Raw genomic sequence first — 11,772 nt, 5'->3', positions numbered from 1 at the left:
GACTTCTCGCCGGACACGAGATGGCACAGGATCATCAGCCGCCCCTCGTGGCTGATCGCCTTGAGGAAGGCCGACGCCGCATTGGCCTTCTCGACCATGCGGTCGAGCTCGGCCTCGGACATGTCCTTGCTGAGAACCGGAAGCGTCATGGCGTGGTCCTTCACGGCGCGTCGGGCTGGAACGCGGTGTTGCGCTCGAGCATGTCGCGATAGAGCGGCCAGAAGAAATCCTGGCCTACGTAGCCTTCCATGCGCGCGATCTCCTGCCCGTCGCGCACCAGCACGAAGGTGGGGGTGAAGCGGACCTCGCGGTCGTATTCGACGCCGTCGGGCGGGCCCATGCGCAGGTCGGCGCGCGCGAGCGGGGCATAGCGCCCCTCGTCGGTGCGGCCATAGGCCGGCGCGATCTCGTCGTCCCAGGCGGCGCAATAGGCGCAGCCGGGCTGTTCGACCATGATCAGGCGCAGTCCCTCGTCGACCGGCGCCTCGGCCTCGGTCGAGGCGGACACGCCGCCGGCCGCGACGGCGACCGCCGCGATCGCGGCCAGAACACCGCGTCGATGGAAAAGAAAGTCGCGCAACGCTACGCCCCTGCATTGACCTGTCAGCCACGCACAACCTAATCTGAATATGTGAATTGTTCAAGAAAAGGCGACCGCTTTGCTCGACATTTCCTATGCAGGCGCCGCGATCGCCGGGTTGTTGAGCTTCTTCACCCCCTGCATCCTGCCGATGGTGCCGTTCTACCTGTGCTACATGGCCGGGATCTCGATGAACGAGCTGCGCGCCGACAGCGGGATCGCGCCGGGCGCGCAGCGCCGCATGGTGCTGTCGTCGGTCTTCTTCGCGGCCGGCGTCACGACGATCTTCGTGCTGCTGGGCATCGGCGCCACCGCCGCGGGGCGCGCCTTCGCCGACTGGATGGACCAGCTGCAATGGGTCGCCGCGGCGATCCTGACCGTCTTCGGCCTGCATTTCCTGGGCGTCATCCGCATCGGGCTGCTCTACCGCGAGGCTCGCGTCGAAAGCCGGGCCGAGCCCACGACCATCCTCGGCGCCTACCTCATGGGGCTGGCCTTCGGCTTCGGCTGGACGCCCTGCGTGGGGCCCGCGCTGGCGGCGATCCTGATGATCGCCAGCGGCATGGGCGACGTGCTGCGCGGCGGGCTGCTGCTGCTGGTCTACGGCGCCGCGATGACCGCACCCTTCGTGCTGGCGGCGCTGTTCTCGGGGCCATTCCTGCGCTGGACCGCACGGCATCGTGACAAGATGCGCTACGCCGAACGCGCGATGGGCGTTATGCTGATCCTGTTCGCGGTGCTGATCGTGACGGGCAGTGTCAACCTGATCGGCCAGTGGATGCTGGACACCTTTCCCGGGTGGGTGGCGCTGAGCTGATCGTCGAACCGGAGGAGTGAGAGATGAAAGCCTTGAGGATGGCGGCTCTGGCCGCGGTGATGGCCTGGCCCGCGGCGGCGCAGGAGATGGGCGACGACGGGCTTCACAAGCAGCCCTGGATGATGGACACCTTCAAGGACCTGCGCGAGGATCTCGCCGAGGCCAACGCCGAAGGCAAGCGCCTGGTGCTGTTCTTCGAGCAGCGCGGCTGCATCTACTGCACCCAGATGCACGAGGAGGTCTTCGTCGACCCGACCATCTCGGACTACATCGAGGAGAACTTCTTCGTCGTGCAGCTGAACCTGCACGGCTCGACCGAGGTGACCGATCTCGACGGGGAATCGCTGCCCGAGCGCGACATGGCGCGCAAGTGGCGGGTGATGTTCACGCCCACGATCGTGTTCCTCCCCGAGGAGGTCCCCGAGGGTCAGTCCGCGATGGACGCGCAGGTCGCGGTGATGCCCGGCGCATTCGGCAAGGGGACTACTCTGGACATGTTCACCTGGGTGAACGAAAAGCGCTACGAGATTGAAGACGGTGAGGATTTCCAGCGCTACCACGCGCGGATGATCCAGGAACGCGACAACGGCCGGACCGACTGAGCTTTCCGCCGGGGCGCATTCCGGGCGGCCGGAATTATTCAAACTCGTGAATTTGTTGTTGCGTCGCCGCCGGGTCCTGACCTAGTCTGGCGACAGCAAGAAACGCCAAGGGCCCGTCTCGCGGGTCGCCACGCGCAGGGGAGGAGACATGAGGCTTACAGCAATCACGATGGCGGTCGCCGCGACGGCATTGTCGGCGGGCATCGCCGCCGCCGAGATGGTCGCGCCGACGCAGGTGTCGTACGGCGAATACGGCGCGATCGACACGTCGCTGTCGGGCCAGCCCGGCGACCCCGAGAACGGCCGCGCCCTGATGATCGCGCGCGGCAAGGGCAACTGCCTGGCCTGCCACGCAGTCTCGCAGCTCGACGACGCGCCGTTCCACGGCGAGGTCGGCCCGCCGCTCGACGCCGTGGGCAGCTACCGCACCCCCGAGGAACTGCGCGGCATCGTCGCCAACGCCAAGCAGACCTTCCCCGGGACGGTCATGCCGGCGTTCTACAAGACCACCGGTTTCATCCGTCCCGGCGACGGCTATACCGGCACCGCCGCAGAGGGCGAGCTGGACCCGATCCTGACCGCCCAGGAAATCGAGGATGTCGTCGCCTTCCTGATGACGCTCCAGGGCAGCTGACGCCCGACACGAAAGGAGAAGACGCATGCAATTCACACGACGCGAAACGCTGGCCCTCGGGGCCGGGGCCGCGCTGGTCACCGTGCTGCCCTTCCGCGCCCATGCCGCGGTCGAGGATTTCGTCGCCGAGTTCACCGGCGGCGCCGAGGTGACCGAGGGCGGGGTCGAGCTGACCGCGCCCGAGATCGCCGAGAACGGCAACACCGTTCCGATCGAGGTCGCCGCCGAGGGCGCGTCCGCGATCATGGTCCTGGCGGCCGGCAACCCGACGCCGCCCGTGGCCACGTTCAACTTCGGTCCGCTGGCGGGCGCGCATCGCGCGGCGACCCGCATCCGCCTGGCCGGCACGCAGGACATCATCGCCATCGCCCAGATGGCCGATGGCAGCTTCGCGCGCACGTCCAAGACCGTGAAAGTCACCATCGGCGGCTGCGGCGGCTGAGGCAGAGGAGAGACACCAGATGGCATCCGGAGTACGCCCCCGCGTCAAGGTCCCCAGCTCGGCATCCGCCGGCGAGGCCGTGACGATCAAGACGCTGATCTCGCACCAGATGGAATCGGGGCAGCGCAAGGACAGCGACGGCAACACGATCCCGCGCTCGATCATCAACCGCTTCCACGTCACGTTCAACGACGAGACCGTGCTGGACGTGAAGATGGAGCCCGCGATCTCGACCAACCCGTATTTCGAGTTCGAGGCCAAGGTGCCCGAATCCGGCACGTTCCAGTTCACCTGGTACGACGACGACGGCTCGGTCTACGAGGACAGCGCCGAGATCACGGTCGGCTGATCGCCGCAACCCTGCCTCGCGATCACGCGGGGCAGGGGCTTCAGGGAGGGAAAAGCATGAAATTCAAGGCACTGACGGCCATGGCCGCGCTTCTCGTCGCGCCAGCCGCCTTCGCCGGCGGGGCCGACGACGACACGCTCGTGCTCAACGGCGAGACCGAGATGACGACGAAGGCGGACGCGCCGGCGCACCTGGAAGGCACCGGCATCGACCAGGTCATCTCGGGCTGGCACTTCCGCTCGGACGAGACGCAGCAGCTGCAGACCGACGACTTCGAGAACCAGGGCATGATCTTCGTCGACCAGGCGATGGACGCTTGGAACACCGCCGAGGGCGATGCCGGCCAGTCCTGCGCCGATTGCCACAACGATCCCGCCGAAAGCATGCGCGGCGTCGCGGCTACCTATCCCAAGTGGGACGCCGACGCGGGCGAGGTCCAGACCGTGCAGATGCAGATCAACGACTGCCGCGTGAACCGCATGGGCGCCGAGCCGTGGAAGTACGATTCCGCGGAAGCGATCAACATGGAGGCGATGATCGCCTCGCAGTCGCGCGGCATGCCCGTGGACGTGGCGATCGACGGCCCCGCCGCCGAGACCTGGGAGAAGGGCAAGGACATCTACTACACCCGCTACGGCCAGCTCGAACTGGCCTGCGCGTCCTGCCACGAGGAAAACTACGGCAACTACATCCGCGCCGATCACCTCAGCCAGGGCCAGATCAACGGCTTCCCGGTCTACCGCCTGAAGAACGCCAAGCTCAACGGCGCGCATTCGCGCTTCAAGGGCTGCGTGCGCGACACCCGCGCCGAGACGTTCGACGTCGGCTCGCCCGAGTTCGTCGCGCTGGAGCTCTACGTGAAGTCGCGCGGCAACGGCCTGTCGGTCGAGGGTCCCTCGGTCCGCAACTGATCCATGCCCCGCGCGGGGTTCCGCGCGGGGTTTTTCGCCGCTAATCCATTCACACATGCGCATGTGTGACCTCAATCCAAGGATGTTTCGATGATCTCCAGACGCGATTTCCTCCAGGCCTCGATGGCGGCTTCGGCGATCGTCGGGGCCTCGGGCTTCGGCAACTGGTCGCGGCTGGCGGCGCAGCAGGCGCTGACGCAGGACCAGCTGCTGGAGTTCGACACCTTCGGCAACGTCACGCTGATGCACCTGACGGACATCCACGCCCAGCTGGTGCCGATCTACTTCCGCGAACCGTCGGTCAATTTCGGCGTCGGCCCGAACCGGGGCGAGGTGCCGCACCTGACCGGGGCCGAGTTCCGCCGCTTCTACGGGATCGAGGACGGCTCGCCGTCGCATTACGCGCTGTCGTCGGGCGACTTCACCGCGCTGGCCCGCGCCTACGGCCGCATGGGCGGGCTCGACCGCATTGCCACCGTGGTGAACGCCATCCGCGCCGACCGGCCCGACGCGCTGCTGCTCGACGGCGGCGACACCTGGCACGGCAGCTACACCTGCTACCACACCGCCGGGCAGGACATGGTCAACGCCATGAACGGCCTGCGCCCCGACGCGATGACCTTCCACTGGGAATTCACCCTGGGCCAGGACCGCGTGCGCGAGATCGTCGAGGGGCTGCCCTTCGCGGCGCTCGGCCAGAACATCTTCGACGCCATGTGGGACGAGCCCGCCGAGCACTTCAAGCCGTACCAGTTCTTCGAGCGCGGCGGTGCCAAGATCGCCGTGATCGGCCAGGCCTTCCCCTACATGCCGATCGCCAACCCGGGCTGGATGTTCCCCGATTACAGCTTCGGCATCCGCGACGAGAACATGCAGATGATCGTCGACGAGGCGCGCGCCCAGGGCGCCGGGCTGGTCGTGGTGCTCAGCCACAACGGCTTCGACGTGGACAAGAAGATGGCGGGCATCGTCGACGGCATCGACGTGATCCTGTCGGGCCACACCCACGACGCGCTGCCCGAACCGGTGCTGGTCGGCGACACGATCGTCGTGGCCAGCGGATCGAACGGCAAGTTCCTCAGCCGCGTCGACCTCGACGTCAGCGACGGCCGCATGATGGGCTTCCGGCACAAGCTGATCCCGATCTTCTCGGACGTGATCGCGCCCGACCCCGAGATGACCGCGCTCGTCGCCGAGCAGCGCGCGCCGTTCGAGGCCGAGCTGTCCGAGGTGATCGGCCAGACCGACACGCTGCTCTACCGGCGCGGCAACTTCAACGGCTCGTGGGACGACCTGATCTGCCAGGCGCTGCTGTCCGAACGCGACGCCGAGATCGCGCTGTCGCCCGGCGTGCGCTGGGGCCCGTCGCTGATCCCCGGCCAGGACATCACGCGCGAGGACATCTGGAACGTCACATCGATGACCTACCCCGAGGCCTACCGCACCGAGATGACCGGCGAGTTCCTCAAGGTCGTGCTCGAGGACGTGGCCGACAACATCTTCAACCCCGACGCCTACTACCAGCAGGGCGGCGACATGGTCCGCACCGGCGGCCTCGGCTACCGCATCGACATCTCGAAGCCGCAGGGCGAGCGCATCAGCGAGATGACCATGCTCGCCACCGGAGAGCCGATCGACCCCGCGCGCGCTTACGTCGTCGCCGGCTGGGCCAGCGTGAACGAGGGCACCGAGGGGCCGCCGATCTGGGACGTGGTCGAAAGCCACATCCGCAAGCAGGGCACCGTCACCGTGCCCGACAACACCACCGTCGAGGTCGCGGACCGCTGACGCCGCCGATCAAGGAGACCAGCATGACCATGGACACGAAAGGCACCTCGCGCCGTCAGTTCCTGACCAGCGCCGCGGCATTGGGCGCCGGGGCGGTGGCCGCCGGAGCGGCGCGCGCGCAGACCCCCGATCCGCTCATCACCGAGGTGCAGCCCTGGGCCTCGGGCTTCGGCGACCCGGTGGACGCGCATCCCTACGGCCTGCCGATCCGGTTCGAGGACGACGTCATCCGCCGCAACGTGGAATGGCTGACCGCCGACACGATCAGCAGCATCAACTTCACGCCGATCCACGCGCTCGACGGCACGATCACCCCGCAGGGCTGCGCGTTCGAGCGGCACCATTCCGGCGCGATCGAGCTGGCCAAGCAGGATTACCGCCTGATGGTCAACGGCCTCGTCGACCGGCCGCTGGTCTTCACCTACGCCGATCTCGAACGCTTCCCGCGCGAGAACCACGTCTACTTCCTGGAATGCGCGGCCAACACCGGCATGGAATGGGCGGGCGCGCAGCTGAACGGCGCGCAGTTCACCCACGGCATGATTCACAACATGGAATATACCGGCGTGCCGCTGCGCACGATCCTGGCCGAGGCCGGGCTCGATGCGGCCGGCGACCTCGCCGACAAGTGGATCTACGTCGAGGGCGCCGACGCCTCCTCGAACGGCCGGTCGATCCCGATGGACAAGGCGCTGGACGACGTGCTGGTCGCCTTCAAGGCCAACGGCGAGGCTCTGCGGAAAGAGCACGGCTATCCCGTCCGCCTCGTGGTGCCGGGCTGGGAAGGCAACATGTGGATCAAGTGGCTGCGCCGGATCGAGGTCATGGACCGCCCCGTCGAAAGCCGCGAGGAGACGTCGAAATACACCGACGTGCTGGACGACGGCACCGCGCGCAAATGGACCTGGGTGATGGACGCGAAATCCGTCGTCACCTCGCCCAGCCCGCAGGCGCCGATCACCCACGGCCCCGGCCCGCTGGTCATCACCGGCATGGCCTGGTCGGGCCACGGCCGCATCACCCGCGTCGACGTCTCCAAGGACGGCGGCAAGACGTGGGAGACCGCGCGCCTGGCCAAGGAGGGCGAGGACAAGGCGCTGACGCGCTTCTACCTCGACACCGACTGGGACGGCTCCGAGATGCTGCTGCAATCGCGCGCCATGGACGAAACCGGGTACGTCCAGCCCACCAAGGCGCAGCTGCGCGCGGTGCGGGGGCTGAACTCGATCTATCACAACAACTGCATCCAGACCTGGCATGTCACGCCGGACGGGAAGGCCGAAAATGTCGAAGTCTCGTAAGCTCTACGCCGCAACCGCCGTCGGTATCGCGCTGACGTTCACCGCCGCCGCGAATTTCGCCGACCGCAACATCGCCCCCATGCCCGTCAGCCCGCGCGTGCTGGCCGCGCTGCCGATCCCCGACCCGGCCCCGGTCGCCGATGCGGCGCCGCTGGGCGGTCTCGTCGCCGCCGCGCATGCGGACGAGGGCGGCGCCACCCGCTTTGGCCTGGGGCGCGAGGCCCTGCCGCAGGAGGTCGCCGCCTGGAACGTCGACGTCACACCCGACGGCACCGGCCTGCCCGAGGGCTCGGGCGACGTGATGACCGGCGAAGAGGTCTTCGTCGAGAAATGCGCCGCCTGCCACGGCGACTTCGCAGAGGGCGTGGGCAACTGGCCCAAGCTCGCCGGCGGCGACGGCACGCTGGCCAACGCCGACCCGGTCAAGACGGTGGGCTCGTACTGGCCGTACCTGTCGACCGTGTGGGACTACGTCCACCGCTCGATGCCCTTCGGCAACGCGCAAAGCCTGACCCCGGACGAGGTCTACGCGATCACCGCCTACATCCTCTACTCGAACTTCCTGGTCGAGGACGACTTCGTGCTCTCGCCCGAAACGTTCGCCGAGGTCGAGATGCCCAACGAGGGCGGCTTCATCGTCGACGACCGTCCCGAGACCGAGTACCCGCAGTGGCGGACCGAGCCCTGCATGGAGGGCTGCAAGGACGACGTCGAGATCACCATGCGGGCCACCGTGCTCGACGTGACCCCGGACGATCCGACCGGCGACGAACCCATGACCGGGACCGAGGCCGCCATCGCGACCGAGGCGCCCGACGCCGCGCAGGAGGCCCCCGCCGAGGACACCGCCGAGGCGACCGATCCCGACCCCGAGCTGGTCGCCGCCGGCGAGGCCGTGTTCCGCCAGTGCCGCGCCTGCCACCAGGTGGGCGAGGGTGCGCAGAACCGCATGGGCCCGCACCTCAACGACATCCTCGGCCGCGCGGTCGGCGGCGTCGAGGACTTCCGCTATTCCGGCGCGATGACGGACATGGGCGGCACCTGGGACCACGACACGCTGGCGCAGTTCCTGACCGACCCGCGCGGCACCGTGCCCGGCACCAAGATGGCCTTCGCCGGGCTGCGGGACCCGCAGGACGTCGAGGCGCTGATCGCCTATCTCGACAGCGTCGAGTGACCATCGCGGCCGCCGCCAGGCGGCCGCATCCCCGCCCTCCCGGGGCAGGATTCCGCCCATGGCGCGGGTTTACTCAAACTGCGCGTAAAAGCGGACTATGCAGATGGATTGCGCGGGCGCATGCTTCCTCCACACCCCCAAAGGCAGGAGGCCGGCCATGACCTTTCGCAAGCAGATCGTCGTCCTCGCAAGCGGCCTCGCCCTTGCCGCGGCGCTGGGCCTGATCCCGCGCCAGGCCGGTTCGCAGACCGCGCCCGACGCCGGCCCGGCGTCGCCCCCCGCCTGCACCGCCGCATGCCCGGCGGACGACGCCACCGCGGTCTAGAACCGACCGTCTCGACACTGCCCGGCGGCTGGGATAACCAGCGCGCATGATCGCTCTTCTTCCGCTCAACACGCTGCGTGCCGCCTGCCTCGTCCTCGGGGCGGCGCTGGTTTCTGCCTGTGCGCCCGCGCCGCAGGACCTGCCGCGCCCCGACGCCGCCAACATCGCCGAGCTCGCCGGCGCCATCCGCGCGCTCGACCCCTCGGTCGACCCCGAGGAGGCCGCCCGCGCCGCCCGGATCTCGTACCTGCACCCGCTCGACCTCGCGGTGCAGTACGGCATCTCGGACCCGCCGGTGATCCACAACATGAAGGTCAACGCCGGCCTGCGCCCGCGCGGCCTGTGCTGGCACTGGGCCGAGGACATGGAGAAGCGCCTGCGCGCCGAGGGCTTCGAGACGCTGGACCTGCACCGCGCGATCTCGCAGCCGCCGCTGCGGCTGGAACACTCGACCGTCATTATCTCGGCCCGCGGCGAGGGCATGAACGAGGGCCTGGTGATCGACCCGTGGCGCAACGGCGGACGGCTCTACTGGTCGCCGGTGCTGGAAGACGACTCCTACCAGTGGGAGCCGCGCGCCGTCGTGCTCGCCCGGCGCCGCCCCGACGGGCCGCTTCCCGGCGACGAGCCCGCGCCGGCGCTCTGACGCGGGCCGCAGCCGCCGAAACCGGCACGCCGCCCGCACGCCCCGCGCCCGGTCGTCGCGTTTTTCCCTGCGCCCCTTGCGGGTGCTGGGGGGCGACACTAAGACTCCGGTAACCCGCGCATTATACGCGTGGACCGGGACGACGTTTCACGAAAAGCAGAAAGCAGGCAGTCGCACATGACAGACCCCTTCGAGACCTACATGAACACGCTGGTGCCGATGGTGGTCGAACAGACCAGCCGGGGCGAACGCGCCTACGACATCTTCTCGCGGCTGCTGAAGGAACGGATCATCTTCCTCAACGGCCCGGTGCACGACGGCATGTCGTCGCTGATCGTCGCCCAGCTGCTCCACCTCGAGGCCGAGAACCCGTCGAAAGAGATCTCGATGTACATCAACAGCCCCGGCGGCGTGGTGACGTCGGGCCTGTCGATCTACGACACGATGCAGTACATCAAGCCCAAGGTCAGCACGCTGGTCATCGGCCAGGCGGCCTCGATGGGCTCGCTGCTGCTCGCCGGGGGCGAGCCGAAGATGCGCTTCTCGCTGCCCAACAGTCGGATCATGGTCCACCAGCCCTCGGGCGGCTACCAGGGCCAGGCGACCGATATCATGATCCACGCCGAGGAGACGCTGAAGCTCAAGCGGCGCCTGAACGAGATCTACGTGCACCACACCGGCCAGGATTACGAGACGGTCGAGCGCGCGCTTGAGCGCGACAACTTCATGTCGCCCGAGGCCGCCAAGGAATGGGGCCTGATCGACGAGATCGTCGAGAACCGCGGCAAGGCCGAGGACAAGACGAAAGACAAGTGACACCCCGCCGCCGCGTCAGCCGGCGCGGCGTCGGAATTTCGCATTGCCCGTCAGTTTGGGCTGACCTAAGCTGACGGGACACTGGCCGCCACGGCGATGCGGCGTGCCAAACGGTGGTCCGCCGCGGATCGCAAGGCGGCGGAGAAAGGTTCAGAATGGCGACGAATTCAGGCGGTGACAGCAAGAACACCCTCTATTGCAGCTTCTGCGGCAAAAGCCAGCACGAGGTCCGCAAACTGATCGCCGGCCCCACGGTGTTCATCTGCGACGAGTGCGTCGAGCTGTGCATGGACATCATCCGCGAGGAAACCCGCGGCGCGGGTCTGAAATCCTCGGAAGGGGTGCCCACCCCGCAAGAGATCTGCCAGGTCCTCGACGATTACGTGATCGGCCAGGAGAAGGCCAAGCGCGTGCTCTCGGTCGCCGTGCACAACCACTACAAGCGGCTCAACCACGCCTCCAAGGGGTCGGACATCGAGCTGGCGAAATCCAACATCCTGCTGATCGGCCCCACGGGCTGCGGCAAGACGCTGCTGGCGCAGACGCTGGCGCGCATCCTCGACGTGCCGTTCACCATGGCCGACGCCACCACCCTGACCGAGGCCGGTTACGTGGGCGAGGATGTCGAGAACATCATCCTCAAGCTGCTGCAGGCGTCCGAATACAACGTCGAGCGCGCGCAGCGCGGCATCGTCTACATCGACGAGGTCGACAAGATCACGCGCAAGTCGGAAAACCCCTCGATCACCCGCGACGTGTCGGGCGAGGGCGTCCAGCAGGCGCTGCTCAAGCTGATGGAAGGCACCGTCGCCTCCGTGCCGCCGCAGGGCGGCCGCAAGCATCCGCAGCAGGAATTCCTGCAGGTGGACACGACCAACATCCTGTTCATCTGCGGCGGCGCGTTCGCCGGTCTCGACCGGATCATCAAGCAGCGCGGCAAGGGCAGTGCCATGGGCTTCGGCGCGGACGTGCGCGACGAAAGCATGCAGGGCATCGGCGAGACGTTCCGCGCGCTCGAGCCCGAGGACCTGCTGAAGTTCGGCCTGATCCCGGAATTCGTCGGCCGCCTGCCGGTCGTCGCCACGCTCGAGGATCTGGACGAGGACGCGCTGGTCACCATCCTGACCCAGCCCAAGAACGCCCTGGTCAAGCAGTACCAGCGCCTGTTCGAGATGGAGGACGCCGACCTATCCTTCACCGACGACGCGCTGGCGGCCATCGCCAAGAAGGCGATCGCCCGCAAGACCGGCGCGCGCGGCCTGCGCTCGATCCTCGAGGGCATCCTGCTCGATACGATGTTCGACCTGCCGGGCATGGACGACGTGACCGAGGTCGTGGTCAACGACGAGGTCGTCAACGCGGACGCCAAGCCGCTGATGATCTA

The 11,772-nt window shown here is 67.9% G+C and carries 14 protein-coding genes and 1 pseudogene; 13 read left to right on the top strand and 2 right to left on the bottom strand.

Features of this window, described 5'->3' with window-relative positions; genetic code table 11:
- Positions 1–149 (bottom strand): annotated as a pseudogene (locus ACFDTC_RS08855) (transcriptional regulator); the annotation flags it as partial.
- An 11-nt stretch (positions 150–160) separates the two neighbouring features.
- Positions 161–580, bottom strand: a complete 420-nt coding sequence (locus ACFDTC_RS08850) for a thioredoxin family protein (protein ID WP_375258513.1) — start codon at positions 578–580, stop codon at positions 161–163.
- Positions 581–659: 79 nt separating this feature from the next.
- Between ACFDTC_RS08850 and ACFDTC_RS08845 the strand changes: the two genes are divergently transcribed.
- From ACFDTC_RS08845 to clpX, 13 genes are all read left to right on the top strand, one after another.
- Complete coding sequence (locus tag ACFDTC_RS08845) at positions 660–1,397, top strand: cytochrome c biogenesis CcdA family protein (protein ID WP_375258512.1); 738 nt, start codon at positions 660–662, stop codon at positions 1,395–1,397.
- A 23-nt stretch (positions 1,398–1,420) separates the two neighbouring features.
- A complete protein-coding gene (locus ACFDTC_RS08840) occupies positions 1,421–1,999 on the top strand; it encodes a thioredoxin family protein (protein WP_375258511.1) in 579 nt (192 codons plus the stop codon).
- 148 nt (positions 2,000–2,147) lie between these two features.
- Positions 2,148–2,633 (top strand): sulfur oxidation c-type cytochrome SoxX, encoded by a 486-nt coding sequence (gene soxX / locus ACFDTC_RS08835; RefSeq protein ID WP_375258510.1) that lies wholly within the window; start codon positions 2,148–2,150, stop codon positions 2,631–2,633.
- A gap of 25 nt (positions 2,634–2,658) precedes the next feature.
- Positions 2,659–3,075 (top strand): thiosulfate oxidation carrier protein SoxY, encoded by a 417-nt coding sequence (soxY, locus tag ACFDTC_RS08830; protein ID WP_375258509.1) that lies wholly within the window; start codon positions 2,659–2,661, stop codon positions 3,073–3,075.
- Between the two features lie 19 nt (positions 3,076–3,094).
- On the top strand, positions 3,095–3,424 hold the full coding sequence (gene soxZ / locus ACFDTC_RS08825; protein ID WP_375258508.1) for a thiosulfate oxidation carrier complex protein SoxZ: 330 nt from the start codon (positions 3,095–3,097) through the stop codon (positions 3,422–3,424).
- A 56-nt stretch (positions 3,425–3,480) separates the two neighbouring features.
- Positions 3,481–4,335, top strand: coding sequence for a sulfur oxidation c-type cytochrome SoxA (gene soxA / locus ACFDTC_RS08820; RefSeq protein WP_375258507.1), 855 nt, complete (start codon positions 3,481–3,483; stop codon positions 4,333–4,335).
- Between the two features lie 90 nt (positions 4,336–4,425).
- Positions 4,426–6,123 (top strand): thiosulfohydrolase SoxB, encoded by a 1,698-nt coding sequence (soxB, locus tag ACFDTC_RS08815; RefSeq protein WP_375258506.1) that lies wholly within the window; start codon positions 4,426–4,428, stop codon positions 6,121–6,123.
- A 23-nt stretch (positions 6,124–6,146) separates the two neighbouring features.
- Positions 6,147–7,424, top strand: a complete 1,278-nt coding sequence (gene soxC / locus ACFDTC_RS08810) for a sulfite dehydrogenase (RefSeq protein ID WP_375258505.1) — start codon at positions 6,147–6,149, stop codon at positions 7,422–7,424.
- Complete coding sequence (locus ACFDTC_RS08805) at positions 7,408–8,601, top strand: c-type cytochrome (protein WP_375258504.1); 1,194 nt, start codon at positions 7,408–7,410, stop codon at positions 8,599–8,601. The genes soxC and ACFDTC_RS08805 overlap by 17 nt, the downstream gene beginning before the upstream one ends.
- A 157-nt stretch (positions 8,602–8,758) precedes the next feature.
- Positions 8,759–8,926 carry a hypothetical protein gene (locus ACFDTC_RS08800; RefSeq protein WP_375258503.1) on the top strand — a complete coding sequence of 56 codons (168 nt, stop codon included), beginning with the start codon at positions 8,759–8,761 and terminating at the stop codon, positions 8,924–8,926.
- Positions 8,927–8,972: 46 nt separating this feature from the next.
- Positions 8,973–9,572, top strand: coding sequence for a hypothetical protein (locus ACFDTC_RS08795; RefSeq protein WP_375258502.1), 600 nt, complete (start codon positions 8,973–8,975; stop codon positions 9,570–9,572).
- 177 nt (positions 9,573–9,749) lie between these two features.
- Positions 9,750–10,388, top strand: a complete 639-nt coding sequence (locus ACFDTC_RS08790; RefSeq protein WP_375258501.1) for an ATP-dependent Clp protease proteolytic subunit — start codon at positions 9,750–9,752, stop codon at positions 10,386–10,388.
- Positions 10,389–10,543: 155 nt separating this feature from the next.
- Positions 10,544–11,772: ATP-dependent Clp protease ATP-binding subunit ClpX (gene clpX / locus ACFDTC_RS08785; protein ID WP_375258500.1), on the top strand; the 1,229-nt coding region annotated here is incomplete at its 3' end.

The sequence above is a fragment of the Citreimonas sp. genome, from assembly GCF_042096055.1.
Lineage (GTDB): Bacteria > Pseudomonadota > Alphaproteobacteria > Rhodobacterales > Rhodobacteraceae > Citreimonas.
This window is presented reverse-complemented; position numbering and strand designations above follow the sequence as displayed.

What these genes read in the sequence shown, in the direction of transcription:
- ACFDTC_RS08840 (WP_375258511.1), top strand. Translation starts at nt 1,421, where the DNA reads ATGAAAGCCTTGAGGATGGCGGCTCTGGCCGCGGTGATGGCCTGGCCC.
- soxX (WP_375258510.1), top strand. Translation starts at nt 2,148, where the DNA reads ATGAGGCTTACAGCAATCACGATGGCGGTCGCCGCGACGGCATTGTCG.
- soxY (WP_375258509.1), top strand. Translation starts at nt 2,659, where the DNA reads ATGCAATTCACACGACGCGAAACGCTGGCCCTCGGGGCCGGGGCCGCG.
- soxZ (WP_375258508.1), top strand. Translation starts at nt 3,095, where the DNA reads ATGGCATCCGGAGTACGCCCCCGCGTCAAGGTCCCCAGCTCGGCATCC.
- soxA (WP_375258507.1), top strand. Translation starts at nt 3,481, where the DNA reads ATGAAATTCAAGGCACTGACGGCCATGGCCGCGCTTCTCGTCGCGCCA.
- soxB (WP_375258506.1), top strand. Translation starts at nt 4,426, where the DNA reads ATGATCTCCAGACGCGATTTCCTCCAGGCCTCGATGGCGGCTTCGGCG.
- soxC (WP_375258505.1), top strand. Translation starts at nt 6,147, where the DNA reads ATGACCATGGACACGAAAGGCACCTCGCGCCGTCAGTTCCTGACCAGC.
- ACFDTC_RS08805 (WP_375258504.1), top strand. Translation starts at nt 7,408, where the DNA reads ATGTCGAAGTCTCGTAAGCTCTACGCCGCAACCGCCGTCGGTATCGCG.
- ACFDTC_RS08800 (WP_375258503.1), top strand. Translation starts at nt 8,759, where the DNA reads ATGACCTTTCGCAAGCAGATCGTCGTCCTCGCAAGCGGCCTCGCCCTT.
- ACFDTC_RS08795 (WP_375258502.1), top strand. Translation starts at nt 8,973, where the DNA reads ATGATCGCTCTTCTTCCGCTCAACACGCTGCGTGCCGCCTGCCTCGTC.
- ACFDTC_RS08790 (WP_375258501.1), top strand. Translation starts at nt 9,750, where the DNA reads ATGACAGACCCCTTCGAGACCTACATGAACACGCTGGTGCCGATGGTG.